This is a genomic window from Kribbella sp. NPDC054772 (assembly GCF_053611945.1).
On sequence record NZ_JBSHBJ010000005.1, the window covers coordinates 325,152 to 344,001 of the forward strand.

Annotated in this window: 15 protein-coding genes; 12 read left to right on the forward strand and 3 right to left on the reverse strand. The window is 68.6% G+C overall.

Going from position 1 to position 18,850, the window contains the following annotated elements; genetic code table 11:
- Window positions 1-821 (forward strand): phosphotransferase family protein (locus ACWGID_RS11945; protein ID WP_452196427.1); only part of this gene is annotated, 821 nt, incomplete at its 5' end.
- A gap of 3 nt (window positions 822-824) precedes the next feature.
- On the opposite strand, the gene ACWGID_RS11950 is transcribed toward ACWGID_RS11945, so the two are convergent.
- A complete protein-coding gene (locus ACWGID_RS11950) occupies window positions 825-2,183 on the reverse strand; it encodes a hypothetical protein (protein ID WP_452196428.1) in 1,359 nt (452 codons plus the stop codon).
- A 253-nt stretch (window positions 2,184-2,436) separates the two neighbouring features.
- On the opposite strand from ACWGID_RS11950, the gene tgmA reads away from it, so the two are divergent.
- The 6 genes from tgmA (at window position 2,437) to ACWGID_RS11980 (ending at window position 8,790) form a co-directional block, all read left to right on the forward strand.
- Window positions 2,437-2,685, forward strand: coding sequence for a putative ATP-grasp-modified RiPP (gene tgmA / locus ACWGID_RS11955; protein WP_452196429.1), 249 nt, complete (start codon window positions 2,437-2,439; stop codon window positions 2,683-2,685).
- A gap of 27 nt (window positions 2,686-2,712) precedes the next feature.
- On the forward strand, window positions 2,713-3,627 hold the full coding sequence (tgmB, locus tag ACWGID_RS11960) for an ATP-grasp ribosomal peptide maturase (protein WP_452196430.1): 915 nt from the start codon (window positions 2,713-2,715) through the stop codon (window positions 3,625-3,627).
- A 13-nt stretch (window positions 3,628-3,640) separates the two neighbouring features.
- Complete coding sequence (locus ACWGID_RS11965; RefSeq protein ID WP_452196431.1) at window positions 3,641-4,870, forward strand: methyltransferase domain-containing protein; 1,230 nt, start codon at window positions 3,641-3,643, stop codon at window positions 4,868-4,870.
- 60 nt (window positions 4,871-4,930) lie between these two features.
- Window positions 4,931-5,686, forward strand: coding sequence for an ABC transporter ATP-binding protein (locus ACWGID_RS11970; protein ID WP_452196432.1), 756 nt, complete (start codon window positions 4,931-4,933; stop codon window positions 5,684-5,686).
- Entirely contained in the window at window positions 5,671-7,512 is a 1,842-nt protein-coding gene (locus ACWGID_RS11975; protein WP_452196433.1) for a hypothetical protein, read from the forward strand. The genes ACWGID_RS11970 and ACWGID_RS11975 overlap by 16 nt, the downstream gene beginning before the upstream one ends.
- Window positions 7,513-7,815: 303 nt before the next feature.
- Window positions 7,816-8,790, forward strand: a complete 975-nt coding sequence (locus tag ACWGID_RS11980) for a helix-turn-helix domain-containing protein (protein WP_452196434.1) — start codon at window positions 7,816-7,818, stop codon at window positions 8,788-8,790.
- Window positions 8,791-8,855: 65 nt separating this feature from the next.
- Here ACWGID_RS11980 and ACWGID_RS11985 read toward each other — a convergent pair whose 3' ends face one another.
- Window positions 8,856-12,452, reverse strand: a complete 3,597-nt coding sequence (locus ACWGID_RS11985; RefSeq protein ID WP_452196435.1) for a S8 family peptidase — start codon at window positions 12,450-12,452, stop codon at window positions 8,856-8,858.
- 145 nt (window positions 12,453-12,597) lie between these two features.
- Between ACWGID_RS11985 and ACWGID_RS11990 the strand changes: the two genes are divergently transcribed.
- On the forward strand, window positions 12,598-13,386 hold the full coding sequence (locus tag ACWGID_RS11990; protein ID WP_452196436.1) for a PrsW family intramembrane metalloprotease: 789 nt from the start codon (window positions 12,598-12,600) through the stop codon (window positions 13,384-13,386).
- Between the two features lie 27 nt (window positions 13,387-13,413).
- The gene (locus ACWGID_RS11995) at window positions 13,414-14,544 is read left to right on the forward strand and encodes an aminotransferase class I/II-fold pyridoxal phosphate-dependent enzyme (RefSeq protein ID WP_452196437.1); all 1,131 of its coding nucleotides are present in this window, start codon (window positions 13,414-13,416) and stop codon (window positions 14,542-14,544) included.
- Here the strand turns inward: ACWGID_RS11995 and cysS are convergent.
- A complete protein-coding gene (cysS, locus tag ACWGID_RS12000) occupies window positions 14,537-15,988 on the reverse strand; it encodes a cysteine--tRNA ligase (protein WP_452196438.1) in 1,452 nt (483 codons plus the stop codon). The genes ACWGID_RS11995 and cysS overlap by 8 nt on opposite strands.
- Window positions 15,989-16,390: 402 nt before the next feature.
- On the opposite strand from cysS, the gene ACWGID_RS12005 reads away from it, so the two are divergent.
- From ACWGID_RS12005 to ACWGID_RS12015, 3 genes are all read left to right on the forward strand, one after another.
- Window positions 16,391-16,885, forward strand: coding sequence for an RNA polymerase sigma factor (locus tag ACWGID_RS12005; protein ID WP_452196439.1), 495 nt, complete (start codon window positions 16,391-16,393; stop codon window positions 16,883-16,885).
- Window positions 16,882-17,574, forward strand: coding sequence for a hypothetical protein (locus ACWGID_RS12010; RefSeq protein WP_452196440.1), 693 nt, complete (start codon window positions 16,882-16,884; stop codon window positions 17,572-17,574). Before ACWGID_RS12005 ends, ACWGID_RS12010 begins: the two co-directional genes overlap by 4 nt.
- 114 nt (window positions 17,575-17,688) lie before the next feature.
- On the forward strand, window positions 17,689-18,807 hold the full coding sequence (locus ACWGID_RS12015; RefSeq protein ID WP_452196441.1) for an endonuclease: 1,119 nt from the start codon (window positions 17,689-17,691) through the stop codon (window positions 18,805-18,807).
- Window positions 18,808-18,850 lie beyond the last annotated feature (43 nt).

Genomic DNA, 18,850 nt, shown 5'->3' on the forward strand with positions numbered 1-18,850 from the left:
TCTCCCAATCTTGTTCTCACCTCCACACACCCCCATCTCGGAGGACCCGCCCCCATAACCCGCTCTGGCCGCCGCCCCAGCACACCCCCCACCAGCCCCGGGCCGTCCGTGAGGTGCAGGCCGGCCGGTGGCTCGAGACTCAGGGGATACCGGCCGTGCGCCCGCTGGACTCGATCGACCAACCTCTGACGGTCGACGGCCATGTCGTCACGTTGTGGCACGAGGTCGTCGACGCGTCGATGGCCAGTACCGCGGAACTCGCCGGACTACTGCACGCGCTTCACACGGTGCCGGTCCCGACGGATTTCGAGATCCCGGCGCTGGATCCCTTCGTCCGACTCGATCAGCATCTCGGTGCCGGAGCGTCGGCTCTGGCTGCCGACGATCTCCGGTTCATGGTTCAGAACCTCGAGAACCTCCGGGACCGCTACACGACAACGAGCGATGGTCTGCGGACCTGCGTGATCCACGGGGACGCGAATCGGAAGAACGCGATTCGCGGCCGCGACGGCCGCGCCGTACTGCTCGACCTCGAACGGTTCAGTCGCGGTCCTCGCGAGTGGGACCTCATCGTCCCAGCCGTCTATCGCCGACTCGGTTGGTACTCGCCGCAGGAGTACGACGCGTTCGTCGGCGCCTACGGCTGGGACGTGCGCACCTGGGAGGGTTACGAGACCTTCGCCGCGCTGCGCGAGTTCCGGATGACCGCCTGGCTGATCAGCAGGCTCGTCCGAGAACCCCGCCTCACTGCCGAAGCAGAACGCCGCATCGCCTCACTCCGCGACCCCGACAGCCCCAGAGCCTGGACTCCAGGCGCCTGACCTTCAGGACGCAGACGAGAGGATGTCGCGCGCTCGGTCACGGAAACCGGTGATTGAGCGTTGGGCTCCGAAGCTCTGTAGCCGGCGATCGAAGGTTCGCACGTAGCTGCGAACGCGTGCGGACTTGATTCGACCCGCTGTCGAGAGAGCGTCCTCCGCGATCTCACAGGCTCGCGGTACGTCGCCCGCGTCCAGGTACGACGTGGCGAGGGAGATCCGGCAGAAGGTCCGACTTCGTGGATGCAGGTCGGTGGACTGTGCCAGGGCGACGTGCGCGTTCTGCTCGGCGTCGCGGGGTGCTCGGAGAGCGGTGAAACAGTGCGCCAATTCGTCATGCAGTTCCGCACGGTCGAAGTACGCGATCCAATCCGGCTCGTCGACCTCCGCGCCGGCTGAGAAGACCGACTCGGCCAGCTTCATCGCCTTCAGACAGGCTCGCTTGTTGCCCAGGCCGGCCAAGCCACGGGCCTCCATCGCCGCGTACATCGATCTGACGCGAGGCGTTGCTGTTCCTCCCGCTCCGAGGCTCGCGGCCCTTGCGAGGTCCACGGCGTCCTGATGCTCGCCGAGGTAGTTCGCCTGGTGGCTCATCAGTGCGAGGACCTTGCCACCCAGTGGGCGATCTCCGGACGCGTGTGCCAGGTTGAGCGCCTGGACGAAATACCGTCTGGCAAGTCCGTGCAGCCCCACGTCGTACGCCATCGCACCGGTCTTGTAGGTGAACTGGGCCGCGACCGAGAACAACTCGCGGCCCGTCGCATCGCTGTAGTTCGCGTGCAGAAGAGGCGTCACGGTGTCGCTGAGGTACTGGACGGCGGCGGTCCTGGCGTGACCTCCGCCGAACTGGTGATCGAGTTGCTCGAACATGCGGAGGGTCGCGCGTACGGCAGCGACGTCCTCGGTGCCGACCCGCCCGACCCCGTTCCTGCGGTACGGCGGATCGGCCGGAGGAGAGACCATCCACCGAGCCATCGGGCTTGTGAGGGTTCCGGCGCTCACCGCCATCCGAAGGAATTCCGAGCGTTTCAAATCCTCTGTCCACAGCGTGCGAGTAGTTCGGATCGTCACGTCGCGGGACTCCGAGAAAAGCAGCCCAAGTGTCAGTGGCTGCGCGGAGGCGAATCCCAGCTCGCCGAGCGACAGCGCGCGGCCCAGCCGACGACCGAGGGCTTCGGCGATCAGGACCGGCTTGTGGCCGCGCGGTGCCATGCCCTTCAGCCAGCGACCGACATCGACGTGATCACAACGCACGTCGTTCAGGCCTCTGGCGGCCGCCAGTTCGCGAACATCACGGGCGAGCGCGCTTCGTGAGCAGCTCGCCTCGTCGAGCAGTGCGGCGAACAACTCATTGGGCGAACTCATGCAACCTCTTCGTCGCGGATTGTCCCTGCACTCACAGTAGCCGGAAGACCGCAGGACGAACAGGAGGGCCGAACCCGTGGTTTCCCGGGAGTGCACAGGTTCTGCACATGTCGTTGCCGAGTGCACGGGATTCGCATCTGCTCCGCGGGCATCGGATCCGCTGAGATGGATCGTGTTCTCCTCAGTCGGCGGGTCCGGCGCTGTGACTACCCTGCGACCGGCGCCGGTCCCGTCCACCACGAAAGGACGCGGAATGCAGAAATCATCGGACCGACCATGGGGTCTCACCCGGATGCGCCCCTTCGCTTCGCCGGGCCGCCTCGCACCTGCCACGCACGACGTCGACGAAGAGACTCAGCTCGGCGTGTACTACGACCACCTCGGGACGTTGGTGGCCGGCCCGAAGCACGGCTCGATCCGCGACACCCGGGTGCCCCGGATGACACATCTCGACGGCCGTGCGGTCCAGGACGGCACCGACCCTGACGCCGAGCAGGACTGAGCCGTGCAGCGCGATTGCGTCCTTGTCGTGACGGGTGAGGACACCACCGCCGACCTGGTGATCGACGAGCTCAACCGCCGTGCGGTCCCGGTGGTCCGCTTCGATCTTGCCGATTTTCCACACCGGCTCGAGACGACTGCGCGCTACGAAGGCGGATCGTTCACAGGGTCATTGCGAACAGCCTCCCGGTTGGCAGACCTCTCGGCAGTCCGATCTGTCTACTACCGGCGTCCTACACCGCCGTCGTTCGGGAATCTGGACTGCCCGGACGCGAAGTTCTCCCAGGACCAGGCGCGATTCGGTCTCGGCGGCATGTTGTCCGCGCTGCCTGGGAGCCGTCAGGTGAATCATCCGCGCCGACAGATGGCCGCGGAGTACAAGCCGGCTCAGCTCAGCGTGGCGATGGAGTTGGGCTTCGCCGTTCCACCGACAATCCTGACGAACCGTTTGGACGATGCTCTGGAATTCGTGGAACGACAGGGCGTTGTCGTGTACAAGCCACTGTGGCAGACGCAGTACGAGCAAGACGGCGAGGCACGCACGATCTGGGTTCGTGCTGTAGCTGCCAGCGAGTTGGACGAGTCGGTCGGCTCGACAACGCATCTCTTTCAGGCCCGCGTCGACAAGTCAGCCGATGTGCGAGTCACCGTCGTCGGCGATCAGGTGTTCTGTGTACGGATCGAGTCCCCGTTGACCGATTGGCGGGAGCGGTACGACCTGATCGAGGCCTACACGGTGATCGATCCACCGGCGGGCCTTCGTGAACTGCTGGTCGAGTACCTGGAAAGGTTTGGGCTGTACTACGGATGCTTCGACTTCGCTATCGACGCCTTGGACGAGACATGGTGGTGGTTCGAATGCAATCCCGGTGGAGAGTGGGGCTGGATCGAGCACGAGACCGGAGTCCCGATCGCCCGGGCGTTCGCGGATCTGCTGAGCTGACAGGAGAGTCCTCATGCCAGTCGATACCCACCCGGAGAGCAGGACGCTGCGCGAGCGCCTCGCCGACCAGCTCGCAGGAAGCGGCGACCTGCGCACGGCCGGTTGGCGAGCGGCCGTCGAGGCTGTGCCCCGCGAAGTCTTCGTCAGGGAGTACTTTCGTCACTCTGCTCGGCCGGACGGAGTCCCACTGTGGGAGCCGGTGACGCTCGATCTCGCCGCGGTCAGCGAGACATCGCTGCTGGAGGTCTACGCGGACGAGTCTCTGGTGACCCAGGTCGACGGTGCTGTCCGTCCAGCCGATGTGTCCAGCCCGTTGACGGGAATGCCAACGTCCTCGGCGACCATGCCGAGTCTGGTGGTGCGGATGTGGGAGTGGTTGCTCGTCGAGGACACATCCACGGTGGCCGAGGTTGGGACTGGTTCGGGGTATTCGACTGCCTTGGCTTGCGAGCGCCTGACGTCGGAGCGGGTCACCTCCATGGATGTGGCCGAGACGGTGGTCGGGGCTGCCCGAACGGCGCTGACCGATGCTGGTTACAGTCCGAGGCTCGCTGTCGGTGATGCGCTGGATGGACTGCCCACGCCACCTCCGGGCGGCTACGACAGGGTCATCGCAGCCTGCTCACTCAGGAGGCTCCCCGAGTGCTGGATCGAGGCCACGAGACCTGGTGGGCAGATTCTGCTGACGCTGACCGGCTGGCTGCATGCGTCCGCCCTTGCTCGTCTGCAGACCACTGGTCCGAGCAGCGCCGAGGGCCGGTTGCTCGACGATCCAGCTTCTTTCATGCCGGCGCGGCGCGAGGTTGCCCCGGGACTGACCGACATCAGAACCGGCGGTTCGGACGAGCACCGATCGACGACGTCGTTGTCGCCGGCGATCCTCGACGAGGCCATGGGCCGGTTCCTGGGTCAACTCGCCGTACCCAATGTTCAGCATGCGCGAAGTGCGGCGGGACGAGAGCCTGTGGACTACCTGGTGGACGTGACCACGGAGTCCTATGCGACGGTTGCGGCCGACGGCTCGGTGGTCCAGGGCGGTCCGATCCGGATCTGGGACGCGGTGGAGGCTTCGGTCCGGAGCTGGCGGGACGCTGGATCACCGGGGATCAGCGAGTTCACGGTCGTGGTCGACCCGGCCGGTCAGTATGTCGGGACGAAAGCCGAACCACGACGCTGGCGCCTCCCCGGTCCCGTGGCAGGCGCTGATGGTCCCCATCGTCGTGGTCGTCCGTCCGGTAGGTGATGGGGTGGGTCCGTCGGGAGGGTGACGTCTGGGGGTGGGTTTGGTGGGAAGGTGCTTCTCATGGAGGAAGCGCTGGAGCTTGAGGGGCTTACCAAGGTTTTTGGGGAGCAGCGGGCGGTGGACGGGGTCAGTCTGAGCGTGCCGGCCGGGTCGTTCTTCGGGATGCTCGGGCCGAACGGGGCGGGGAAGACGACGTCGTTGTCGATGGCGGTCGGGTTGCTGCGGCCGGACGGGGGTACGGCGCGGATCTTCGGGGCCGACGTGTGGCGGGAGCCGGTGCGGGCCAAGGCGTTGGTCGGGGTGCTGCCGGACGGGCTGGGGATGCCGGAGCGGTTGACCGGGCGGGAGGTGCTGACGTACCTCGGTCTGCTGCGCGGACTGCCCGAGGACGAGGTCAAGCGGCGTGCGGCCGAGCTGCTGGAGGTGCTCGAGCTCGACCACGAGGACGAGAAGCAGGTGATCGGCTACTCGACCGGCATGCGGAAGAAGCTCGGCCTGGCGGTGGCGTTGCTGCACGCGCCGCGGTTGCTGGTGCTGGACGAGCCGTTCGAGGCGGTCGACCCGGTGTCGGCCGCGACGATCAAAACCATCCTGCACCGGTTCATCGCTGGCGGCGGGTCCGTGGTGATGTCGAGCCACGTGATGGCGCTCGTCGAGCAGCTGTGTGACCGGGTCGCGGTGATCGCGGACGGGAAGGTCGTTGCCTCGGGCACTGTTGCGGACGTGCGCGCCGGCGGCAGCCTGGAGGACGCGTTCGTGTCACTGGTCGGTGCGTCGACGCGCGGTGCGGAAGGCCTGACGTGGCTCTCGCACTGACGTACGGCACCTCGCGCACCCTGGTCCGGATGCGGTTGGCCGCGTTCCGGCATGCGCTCGACGACCAGTTCCGCCGGTCGTGGATCGTCACCGGTGGGTTCGTCGGGCTGGCGCTCGCGGGCGGGACGCTGTGGGTCGCTGCGCGGGGCGATCAGGACGTATTGGTCGTCGTACTCGCGGTCTGGATGCTCGGCTGGGTGGTTGGGCCGTTGTTCGCCGGTGGTGGTGACGAGACGCTCAAGCCGGAGTACTTCACGATGACGCCGCTGCCGCCGCGGACGCTCTCCACCGGTCTACTGGTGGCTGCGCTCGCCGGAGTCGCGCCGGTCATCAGCCTGGTCGCTCTGCTGAGTCTCGTGGTCCTAGGCACCCAGCTGGGTGTCGCTTCGGCACTCGTCGCGGTGCCGGCGGTGTTGCTGCAGTTGTTCTGCTTCATCCTGGCGTCGCGGCTCGCTGTCGCGGTGTACGGCCTACTCCTGCAGGTCCGGGCCGGTGCGGTGATCGCAGCGCTCGTCAACGCGTTCATCCTGGCGTTCACGGCGCAGGGGTGGGCGCTGATCGTCGCGTTCGTGTCGACCGACGTACAGGGCACGATGGCGCAAGCGGCCCGGATCGCGCCGTCCGGGTGGGGACTGGCCGCTGTCGAGGCAGCTGGGCGCGGTGACTGGCTCAGAGTCCTCGCAGCACTCGCGGGACTCGCTCTGCTCGCTGTCGTGATGCTGCTCGCCTGGTCCGCTCTTCTGGTACGCCGAACAACCGCAGCGCGGGCCGGCGGGAAGATCCGGCGTACCCTCAGCGCCCGGACTCCAGAAGGCGCTGCCGCCGCGAAGGAACTGCGCTCGTGGACCCGTGACCTGCTCTACGGTCACAAGGCGATCTTCGCGGTCGCGTACGGCGTGTTCTTCTGCCTGATGCCGTTGGCGATCGGACTGAAGTCGATGCTGCCGTGGGCGGGTTCGGCCGCCGTGGTGATGGCCGGCTCGATGAGCGCCAACCTGTACGGCGCGGACGGTACTGCGTTCTGGACCACGCTGATGACGCCTGGCTCGGCGCGGCCCGACGTACGGGCGCGGCAGCGGGCGTTCTTGCTGGCCTTCGGTCCGTTGACGCTGCTCATCACCGTCGTGCTCACCTGGTGGTCCGGAGTCTCCAGCGCGTGGCCGCTGGTGCTGAGCGTGTTGCCCGCGCTCCTCGGCGGTGCAGCCGGTCTGATCGTGGCGTGCTCGGTGTACGCCGCCGTACCGACGACCGATGCGCACAAGCGGGCCGGGAACCCGCTCAACTCGGGTGAGAACGAGGGCGAGACGATGGGCATCGTCTACGTGATGCTCGTGCTGGTCGCGACGACCTGTGCCCCGGCCCTGATCGTGGCGCTCTACACCGGCTGGTGGGGCGTGCCGGTCGGCCTACTGTCCGGCGTCCTGTCCTGGTGGTACTTCGGTCGCGTGGCAGCTCACCGTCTCGACACGCGCGGCCCGGAGCTCCTCACGTTGCTCAAGCACGGCCGATCGCCCGCGGAACAGGCCAAGAAGACCGCGGGGTTCGATGCGCTCCCGAGGTGGCGGCGGACGCTCGCCGGGTTCTGCCTGGGATTCGCGGCGATCCCGTTGTTCCCGCAGGCCGTCGTACCGGCGATCTTCAAGCTGACCGGTAATCACGACACCAAGTCCTGGTTCCTGGCCCTCTACCAGGAGGGACCGTGGCAGTGGGTCGTGATCGGGCTGATGGCCGCGCTGGGGTTGTCGATGTACGCGTACGGCGGGCTCACCTACTACTACGCGAAGAAGCGCGCTCCGGGTGTGCCGGTCGCGGTAGTCGCAGGGTAGGGGCGCCGCGGTGCCGGGCGCTGGTGGTGTTGATGGTGCGGTGGTTGCGCAGCATCCAGATCGCCACGGCGGCCGCCGCGATCAGGCCGGCGATCCCGGCGTAGTCGGTCAAGCTCATCATCGATCTCTTCTCCAGGGCGGTGGGCTCGGCGGCGGCGAGTTCCGCTGGCTTCTGACCAGGAAGTGACGGGTGCTCAGTGTTTCCGTGATGGCGCAGACGTGTCATGGCTGATCCGTGCCAGAGGGAAAGCGCTCGCTTCCTGCTCAGGAACCCTGCTTAGGTGGTGCCCGGAGGTGGGGCGGATGCAGGACGGCTTGTTGCTCGACGCCCGCGAGGAGCAGACGTACCGGCTGCTGGTCGGCCTGACCGCGGCGCGGGCCGCGGAGCTCGCCGAGGTCGCCGAACTGCCGCCGGCGGAGACCGACGAAGTACTGCAGCGACTGCAGGCCAAAGGGCTGGTGACGGTGCAGCCGGCCGAGGACCCGGTGTTCCGGCCGCTGCCGCCGGACGTCGCGCTCGGCACCACGCTGCTGCGGCGCCAGGAGTCGCTCGAGGCGGCCCGGAAGACGGTGGCCGCGCTCAGCGAGGAGTTCCGGGCCAGTGCGAGCCGCCGGGACGCGCACCACCTGGTCGAGGTGATCGTCGGCGCCGGCACGCTCCGCGAACGGCTCGCCGACCTGCAGAACTCGGCCCGCGAGGAGATCCTCTGGTTCTGCCGCGCGAACCCGCTCGCGATGCAGGGCGCCGACAACACCGAGGAGTACGGCGCTCTCTCGCGCGGCGTACGGTACCGGGCCATCTACGAGCGCGCGCTGATCGAGACCCCGGGTGAACTCGACTCGATCGCCGAGGGAGTCAGCTGGGGCGAGGAAGCCCGGGTACTGCCGACGCTCCCGGTCCGGATCGCGATCGTCGACCGGTCGACCGCGATCTGCCCGCTGGTCCGCGACGACGAGAGCCTCGGTGAACCGTCCGCCGCGATCATCAGCCGCGGCCAGCTTCTCGACGCACTACTGGCGCTCTTCGAGAGCTACTGGGAGCTGGCGACCCCGGTGCGCCTCCAGGCCGACCAGGAAGAGCAGTCCGAAGGGCTGGACGACTCCGAGCGCCTCCTGCTCTCCATGCTCGTCGCCGGCGTGCCCGACAAGTCCATCGCCAACCAGCTCGGTATCAGCCGCCGCACAGTCCAGCGCCGCCTGGACCGCCTGATGACCCTGGCCGGCGTAGACACCCGCACCGGCCTCGCCTTCCAGGCGGCCAAGCGCGACTGGCTGTAAAGCAGGCCGCTGGCGGGCTGTTGCGCCGATGCAGCGCTACAACCCGCCCGCGATCAAACAACCAGTCAGCGAACCCCGTACGCGCGGATGACCGTTTGGGTGACGGTGGAAGTGGTGCTGCGCGCCGTTACCTTCAGGGAGACGGTGTCGTGGGCGTTCGGGACCACCGCGAGGTAGTGGCCGGCGGCGCCGATGACTGCGAGCTTCTGCCAGGTCTTGCCTTCGTCGAAGGACGCCGACGCCTGCAGTGAGGTCGCGCGGGGCGACTCGAAGCCGATGACGTGCGTCCGCGCACTCACCTTTCCGGTCAGGTCGACCGGGACCTTGTAGTCGACCTGCTGCAGTGCGAGCGGCGTGGCCTTGTCATCCGACTGCTTGGCCGAGCGGAACTCCCACGAGGTCGCCGTACGCGTGCCCCAGTTCCACTCGCCCTCGCTGTCGATCCGTTCGGTGGACAGGTCGAGCTTGTACGCCGCGTCCGCGCTGGAGGTGATGACATCGGCCCACGCGTTCGGCATCTCCGCGACGACCTTGCCGTCCCGTGACAGCGTGGCTGACGCCTTGGTGGTCTCCTTGATCGTGTAGTGACCAGCAGCGTCCACGAACGAGGGGATGCGGAGCGACAGCCGGTCACCGGTCCGCGTGGACTGTACGCCGGGTGCTGCCGCCGGCCGGACCACCGGACCGAACCACGTCTCGTCCGACTGACCGGTCCGGTAGCTGCGCGGTACCGACGTCATACCGCCGGACAGCGGGTTCATGGTGTCCCACGTGTACAGGTGGTGCACCCGGTGCTGCCAGAGCGAGTCACCAGACGTCACCCACTCCTCCCGCACCTTCGGGGTCTCGACGAAGCGCTGGTAGTCGTTCCACGAGTACTCCTGCCACGGCCGCCATCCGAAGCGCTGCTCCTTGGCCCAGTTGAAGCCGCCGTTGTCGGCGTACCGCGTGGTGATCCGGGCGCTGTTCGCCGGCGTCACCTTGTAGTGGATCTTCGCCGGGATCGCCCCGGTCGAGACCTGCTGTACGTCGTACAGGTACGGGCTGGACGTGGTCAGGGTCAGGTCGATCGTCGCCTTCCCGCGCCGGACCCGGTCGACCAGCTTCTGGCCGTCCTTGAACGTGGTGACCATCGCCGGGATCGGCTCGCGGTCACCGGTCGGCCGCCAGACCGTCCACGCCGACCAGTCGGCCGGCCGGATCAGGATGACCGCCGCCGCGCCGGCCGCCGCGGCCGCCTTGATCTGCTCCTTCTCACCGTCGGAGTCCAGCACCACGAGCGCGCCCTTCGCCTGGTCGAGCGAGGTGACGATCGGGAACCGGCGCCGGCCCTCGTACGACGGCGACTGGTGCAGCAGGTTGATGTCGAGCGGACCGGCGACTCCGGGGATCGACGCCTGCACCATCGGCGCGACCAGCTGCCAGCGGGACGAGAACTCGAAGCTGCCGTCCTTGACCGGCTTGGTCGGCGTCACGTTCACCTGCTTGACCGTGCTGAAGTGCATCACGCCGTGGCTGATCGAGCGGCCGTTGCCGTACACGCGGTGCACGTAGTAGCTGAGCACCGCCTGCTGTTCCGACGGCTTCAGCGTCTCGATCGTGATCGGGACCGCCTTCCGCGCGTCGATGACGATCTCGGTGTCCTTGCTGACCACGACGTTCGGGTCGGTGAACAGACTCGCCTGCTCGTCCTGCGGGTTCGAGCTGTCGACCAGCGAGTGCAGCAGGTAGGTGCCCTCCTCGACCTCGGCCGTGAACGTCTCGCCGTTCGGGATCCAGGCCAGTACGTCGGAGCGCGAGTTGTCGCCGTACAGCGAGATCACCGGGACGCCGGTGGGCTTGCCGTCCAGGTCGACCGCGCGGAGCGTGACCTTGTGCTTCGGGCCGGCCCGGAGCGCGCCGACCGCGGTGTGGGTGACGACGCCGTCGGGGCCGGTGGCAACGACCCAGCCGCTGTACTGGCCGCGGCCGACCTTGGCCGGGTCGAGGCTCAGCGGTACGTCGGCGGTGCCGTTCGCGGGGACCGTGACGGTCGCCGGCAGGGTGAAGCCGGTCGCCGGCTGCTTGTCGTCCAGGTTGGTGACCTGAGCGGCCAGGGTCAGCGTGACCGGTGCGTCGGAGTCGTTCCGGTAGGTGATCGTGCGCGTACCGGTCTCCAGACCGAAGTCGGCGACGCCGCTCGCGGTGACCTTCTGGGCGACGGCCCGAGTCAGGTCGACCCGGCCCGCGCCCTGCTGGTAGACGGTCTGCTCAGGCTGCGTCTTCGCGGTGCTGACCAGGGCGTTCTTCAGCTGGTCGGCCTTCCAGTCCGGGTGCTGCTGCGCCAGCAGAGCGGCCGCGCCGGCGACGTGCGGTGTCGCCATCGACGTACCGGAGGCGGCCGTGTAGAGCTCGTCGACCGGGTCGCCCATGACCGTGCCGGCCGCGCGGGCGGCGATGATGTCGACGCCCGGCGCGGTGATCTCCGGCTTGAGCCCGGAGTCGCCGAGTCGCGGTCCGCGGCTGGAGAACTCGGCCAGCTGGTCGTTGCGGTCCACGGCGCCGACCGTCAGCGCCGACGCCGCGGCGCCCGGCGTACCGACGGACTCGTCCTGGCCCTCGTTGCCGGCCGCGACCACGAACAGCGTGCCGGTCTGCGCGGTGATGTCGTTGACCGCCTGGCTGAGCGGGTCGGTGCCGTCGGTCGCCTCACCGCCGAGGCTCATGTTGACGACCTTCGCGCCCTCGGCCGCGGCCCACTCCATGCCGGCGATGATCCACGAGTCGTAGCCGTACCCGTCGTCGCCGAGCACCTTGCCGACCAGCAGGTCCGCCTTCGGCGCGACGCCCTTGCGGGTACCGCCGGCGGCCGCACCGGTGCCGGCGATCGTGGCCGCGACGTGCGTGCCGTGGCCGAAGTGGTCCTCGGTGCCGCTCGGGCTGCCGGAGAAGTCCTGGCTCTCCTTGACCTTGCCGGCCAGGTCCGGGTGGTTCGCGTCCACGCCGGTGTCCAGGACGGCGACATTGACGCCGGAACCCTCGTACCCGGCCTTCCAGGCGTCCGGCGCACCGATCTGCGGAACGCTCTTGTCGAGCACCGGCTTGATCTTGCCGTCCAGCCAGATCTTGCCGACACCGCTGTTCAGCGAGCGGGCGCCGACGGCCGGCTTGAGCGATTTCCACAGCTCCGGCAGCTGGTCCTTGGCCGCGTCCACGGCCCGGCCGCCGATCGACGGGAGCTGCCGCGTGGTCGTCGTACCCGCGAGGGTCGAGGCGCCGCGGAAGCCCGGGCTGTCCTTGACGATCAGCGGGAGCTGCTTGGCCGCGGAGTCGCCGTACCCGTCGGCGATCAGCTCGTCGACGTCGAACAGGTTCACGTCGAGTACGCCGGTGGAGACATACGGTACGGCGTCGCTCGGCAGCACCCGGAGGCCGCCGTCGGCCTCGACGGTGTGGAACGAGACCCCTTCGCGGCCGGCCGCGGGAACGACGCTGGCGGCCTTCTTGCCGTTGCCGGCGTCGGTCACCGAGACGACGTCGCCGGTGATCAGCGTGACCACCGAGGTCGCGCCCGGGGTGCCGGTGGGGCTCGGAGGCGCCGCGGACGCCGGGGTGACCGTCGCCGCGCCGAGGGCGAGCACCGCAGCGGTGGTGACCGCGGCGATGCGTCTGGAGGAGGACATAGGCGGATTCTCCTTCGAGAGGATGGGGGCAGGCTCACCTCTGCTTCTGGGAGAGTTTGCAATCACGTCACGGGTTACCGCCCTGTCCATCACTGCCGTCCCTGCGACATGGCGCAACCACGCCAGCACCAGGCACCATCGACGAATGACCGCACAGCAGTTGGTACGCCGATGGGCGTGGGTGGGGACCTTCTTGATCGGGGCGGGGCTGTACGTCGCCGTACTGGCCGTGCTCGCCGACACCGGGAACCCGAACCTGTTCCCGACGATGATCCTGCTCGGGGCGCTCGTCGTCCCGCTGACGTTCGTGACGTTCGCGGCCGGGCGGTCCGGGCGGTGGCTGATCGACGGGCCGACGCTGGGCGGCTGCCTGCTGTTCGGCGGCGTCGTCGGCGTGGTGGTCGCGGGCTTGCTCGAGTACGACGCGATGCGCCGGCTCGGGACGCTGCCGATGGTCGGGGTCGGGGTGATCGAGGAGGCGGCGAAACTCGTCGTACCGGCGATCCTGGTGGTGTTCTTCGGGCACCGGTACCGGACGTCGATCGGGCGCGGGATCGTGATCGGCGTCGCGGTCGGCACCGGGTTCGCGATCCTCGAGACGATGGGCTACGCGTTCGTCGCGCTGCTGCAGTCGAACGGGAACGTCGGTGCGGCCGAGCAGACGCTGTTCATCCGCGGCCTGCTGTCGCCGGCGGGGCACGCTGCGTGGACCGGGCTGGCCTGCTGGGGTCTGTGGCGCTTCGTGACCGCGCCGAGCGGCCGGCACTTCGCGTTCTTCCTCGGGATGTACGCCGTGGCGGTCGCGCTGCACACCACCTGGGACGGCATCGGCGGCCGGATCACGTACGCCGTCGTCGGGGCGATCTCCATCGGTCTCCTGCTGTACGGACTGAAGCGCTCCCAACGATCCGACGCCGTCCCGGTACCGGCCTGACGACCGGTCGAACCCGGAAGGAGCAGCATGCCGACCCTGCCTGATTTCCGTCTGGAGACGTACTTCGCCCGCTGGGAGTTCAGCGCGCGCTACCACCTGACCGCGTCCGACGCGCAAACGCTGCCGATGTCCGAGCTGCTCGCGCTTGCCGACGCCGACGGTCGCGAACGCTGGAACACGCTGTCCCTCGGCTACACCGAGACCCGCGGCCTGCCTGCGCTCCGCGAGGAAATCGCCCGGACCTACGAAACCGTCAGTCCCGACGACGTGTTGTGTTTCGCGGGCGCCGAGGAAGCGATCTACCTGGCGATGCGGACGTTGGTCGAGCCAACGGATCACGTCGTCGTCCTGACACCCAACTACCAAGCGGCCGAGACCATCCCGCTGTCCGTGTGTGAAGTGACCGGGGTGGCGCTGCGGGCCGAGGACGGTTGGGCGCTCGAAGTCGACGCGATCGAGGCCGCGCTGCGCCCGAACACCCGGATCGTCTCGGTGAACTTCCCCAACAACCCGACCGGCGCGCTTCCAGCACCGGACACCTGGGCGCGGCTCGTGCGGCTGTGCGACGACCGCGGGATCACGCTGTTCTCCGACGAGGTCTACCGCGGCCTCGAGGCGAACCCCTTGCCACAAGCAACAGACCTGTCGAGTACGGCGATCTCGCTCAACGTGATGTCCAAGGCCTACGGACTGCCGGGGCTACGGATCGGCTGGATCGCGTGCCACGACCGTGCCGTCCTGGACCGGCTCGAACGGGCGAAGCACTACACGACGATCTGCAACGCGGGACCGAGCGAAGTGCTGGCGCTGATCGCGCTGCGGGCCAGGGATCGCGTCCTGGAGCGCAACCGGGGGATCATCGCCGACAACCTGCCGGTGTTCGCGGAGTTCTTCGGGCGGTACCCGGAGTTGTTCGAGTTCGCCGCGCCTGACGGTGGCTGCGTCTGCTACCCGCGCTACCTCGGCTCCGACGGTGTGGAGGCGATGTGCGCGGAGCTGGTCGAGCAGGCCGGCGTACTGCTGCTGCCGTCGAGCATCTACGCCTCCGAGCTGACCGGGACGCCGACGGACCGCTTCCGGATCGGGGTCGGACGCAGCGGGCCGGGCGAGGCGCTCGCTGTCTGGGCCGACTGGCTGGACAAGCGTCGGCTCAGGTGATGCGGGTCCAGGTCGGGCCGTCGGCGGTGTCGGTGACCTGGATGCCGAGCTCGGTCAGCTCCGCCCGGAGCGCGTCCGCACGCGCCCAGTCCCGGGCCGCCCGCGCCGCCTCCCGATCGGCGACCAGCTTCCGTACCGCATCGTCGTTGTCCCCGCTCGACTCACCAGCGTCGAGCGCCTCGAACGTCAGACCCAGTACGGCGGAACTCGCCGCGACCACCGCCCGCTGACCCGCCTCCGACAACGCCGGATCGCGCAACGACTCCTGCAGCAACGCCAGCACCCGCGGAGTATTGAGGTCCGCGCTGATCGCCTCGTCGATCTGGTCGATCACGGCGATCGCGGCCGCGTCGTCCCCGGCCAGCGCGCGGGCCTCGTTCGCGGTCGTGACCACCGGCAACGCACCGAGTGCCGACGTACGCCGAATCAGCCGGCGCAACGCGGTCTGGGCACTCGCCAGACCGCCCGTGGTGAACTCGAGTTGCGCGCGGTAGTGACCACCCAGCAGGAACAGCCTGTAGGAGAGGGGATCGACCCCTTGCTTCGCGAGCTCGCTCACGGTCAGGATGTGGCCGGCCGACTTCGAGATCTTCGCGGACCCGAGCTGCAGGAACTCGTTGTGCAGCCAGAACTTCACCCAAGGCTGCCCGTCGCCCAGGTACGCCTCGCTCTGCGCGATCTCGTTGACGTGATGCAACTGCCGGTGGTCGACCCCGCCGGTGTGGATGTCGAAGTGCTCGCCGAGCAGCAGCATGCTCATCACGGAGCACTCCAGGTGCCAGCCCGGCGCGCCCCAGCCCCACGGCGAGTTCCAGCGCATCGCCCGCAGCTGCCCCGGCGCCTCCGCGCGCCAGAGCGCGAAGTCGGTCTTCGCGCGCCGCCCGTACACCTCTTCGACCCGCGCGCCCTCGAGCTGTCCACTCACATCGATCAGGCCGAGCTGTCCGTACGTCGGGTCCTTGGACGTGTCGAAGTACAGCCCGGACTCGATCTCGTAGGTGAAGCCGCGCTCGACCAGGCGCTCCGCGAACGCGATCATCTGCTCGACGTACTGCGTCGCACGCGGGTAGTGCTGCGCGGGCAGGATGTTCAGCGCGGCGAGATCGGTGAAGAACGCCTCGGTGTACATCGCGGCGATCTCCTCGACCGACCGGCGTTCGCGGGCGGCCGCGACCTCGAGCTTGTCCTCGCCGAGCTCGGCCTCCGCGACCGCGTGGCCGACGTCGGTGATGTTGATGACGTGATCGACCTGCCAGCCCTTCCAGAGCAGCGCGCGGCGCAGCGTGTCGGCGAAGGTGTACGCGCGCAGGTTGCCGATGTGCGCGTAGCTGTAGACGGTCGGGCCGCAGCTGTACAGCCGCACGGTGCCGTCCGCGGCCGGCGTGAAGTCCTCGACCCGGCGCCCGAGGGAATTGAAGAGCCGCAACGGCCTCGACACGGTCACCCCCGGGATGCTAGCAACGCCCGGCGGGTCCGCTGTCCTCACAACGACAGGTCAGCAATGTGAGACGGTCACGCTGAGCCATGGACAACGGGTGTGCAACTGAGTACGGTCCGTAAACGGCGTCCGCACCACGCCAACCGATGGAGGATCGTGGGTTCCTCCCCTTTGGTCGGTGAGGTGCTGCCCGCCAGTGGCACCTCGCTGGTGGTTGGGCAAGCAGGCAGCGGCGGTTCGCCGCGGTCTGATGGGGGCCCATCCACCCAGGTGGGGTGGTGAGCGACACTCACTCGCTCGCCGCCCCACCGGTTCAACTTTCTCCGGCGAACCCCCCAACGCTCCACCGTCCTGGGTCGTCTTGACAGCTGACAGTGCAAGCGAACTGCAGCCGACGGAACAGGTGCCATGGCCGACTGGGAACGAGCTTTCCGCGATCTCCTCGCCGCCCGGGGTACGGCGTTGCGCGCGTACGGCTATCTCTTGACAGGCGAGTCGTCCGCTGCCGCCGATCTCGTGCAGGACGCCCTGCTGCGGGTCTTCAGCCGGCTCCGGGTCAACGACGACATCCCCGAGCTGGAGAGCTACGTACGGCGGGTCATGCTGAACCGCTACGTCGACAGCACCCGGCGCGCTCGGCGCTGGCGGGCGAAACGTCACCTGCTCCTCCAGCCGGCCGTGCAGGTCGAGGACCCCGGACTCGCCGGCGACGTTCGGCAGGCGCTGACCACGCTGTCGCCCCGGCAACGTGCCTGTGTCGTGCTGCGGTACTACGAAGACCTCACGGTGCCGGAGATCGCGGCGCGTCTGCACTGCGCCGAAGGCACGGTCAAACGCCACCTGGCCGATGCCCGGAGCAAGCTCGCCACGCAACTCGCCGTACCCGAGGAGACGATGAAATGACCGATCTGAGGAACCTGCTCGAGGAAATGGCCGGTGAAAACGCCGTGAAGGTCGACGAGGGCGACATCCTCCGCCGGATCCGTCGTCGCCGGCGGGTACGCACCAGCCTGGCCGGTGCGTCCGGTCTGGCGGCCGTGGCGGCGCTCGCGGTCGGCGCGTACGCCGTGGTTCCGGCCGGCACCACGACTCCGGCCGGCCCGACGACGGCGGCCGGCCAGGCGACGACGGCGGTGGCCACGCCCCGGCCGGCCCCGGTCGCGCCGTACCACTGCGGCGACGGGTTTCCCGCGCCTGAGCCCGTCCCCAGCGGGCGATTCGTCGCGACGGTGACGCTGACCCAGAAGACCATCAACCGCACGGCCACCGGGTGGTCCGGGACCATCCGGGCGGAGTACCGGTACAACGGCGGACTGCCGCACCCGCTGATCGCGGGTCTGCCGCCGCACTGGGTCGCTGTCGTCCGCGACGGCCGGATGGTGGGGCACGCGACCGTCAGCACGACCGCCAAGGTGGTCGAGCTGCAGGCCGGCCAGTCGCAGGTCGTTGACGCCGGCATCGACATCCGAGCCTGCGCCGGCACTTCGTTGCCGTCCGGGGCGTACCTGCTGTACGAGGACCTTGATCCGACCGCGAAACGCTCGAAGCTTCTCGTGGAAACCGGCCCGATCGGGCGCCTGCAGTTGCCCTGAACCCCGGTGTTTGTCGGATGGCCGGACAATCTTCAGGTGCCGAAAGGTTTCGTCGTCGGGGCCGGGCGGGCAGACTGACCACCGTCCGCTACCCAACCGCCCCTGGGAGTAGTCGTGCCCCGACTCTTTCGTCCGGCGCTGCTCGTCACCGCCGTACTAGCACTGCTCGGCTTCGGCATCACCCCGTCGAACGCCGCCACGTCAATCACGGTCGCCACCGCGATCGGTCGCCAGGACAACTCGACGGCCTCCGTCACCGGGTACGTGGTCGGTCAGCCGACCGCCACCAGCACCGTTGTCCGCAGCAACTTCCCGAACGACTACGCGCTGGCGCTGGCCGACTCGGCCACCCAGACGAGCACGTCGTCGATGCTCTACGTACAGATCCCGACCGCGTTCCGGGCGTCGTACGGGCTGCAGAGTAACCCGAGCCTGGTCGGCAAGCAGATCACGGTCACCGGCGCGCTGGCGGCGTACTTCTCGCACCCGGGACTGAAGAACGCGACCGCCTTCGCCGGCGGGGGCGGCACGGACCCGGGCCCGGATCCGGGTGACTACTACGCCGGTGCCGAGGGCAAGACCGGTGCCGCACTGAAGTCCGCGCTGCACACGATCATCTCGAACCAGACCAAGCTCACCTACGACCAGGTCTGGGACGCGCTCAAGGTCACCGACCAGGACCCGAACAACAGCAACAACGTCATCGAGATCTACTCCGGCCGCTCGATCGCGAAGAGCAGCCAGGGCGGCGGTGTCGACGACTGGAACCGCGAGCACGTCTGGGCCAAGTCGCACGGCGACTTCGGTACGGCGACCGGCCCCGGCACCGACGTCCACCACCTGCGCCCCGAGGACGTCTCGGTGAACTCGGCCCGCGGCAACCTCGACTTCGACAACGGCGGTACGGCGGTTGCCCAGTGCACCGGTTGTACGGCGGACTCGGACTCGTTCGCGCCGCGCGCGGCGGTCCGCGGTGACGTTGCCCGGATGATCTTCTACATGGCCGTCCGCTACGAGGGCGACGACGGCTTCGCGAACCTGGAGCCGAACGACAAGGTCAGCAACGGTACGGCGCCGTACATCGGCAAGCTGTCGGTGCTGAAGGCCTGGGCGGCGGCCGACCCGCCGGACGCGTTCGAGAAGAACCGCAACGAGGTCATCTACAGCCAGTTCCAGCACAACCGGAACCCGTTCATCGACCACCCGGAGTGGATCAGCTCGATCTGGCCGTAACCCGCGCTTCGTCCCAGGGCCGTGTCCCCCGCCGAGCGGGAGG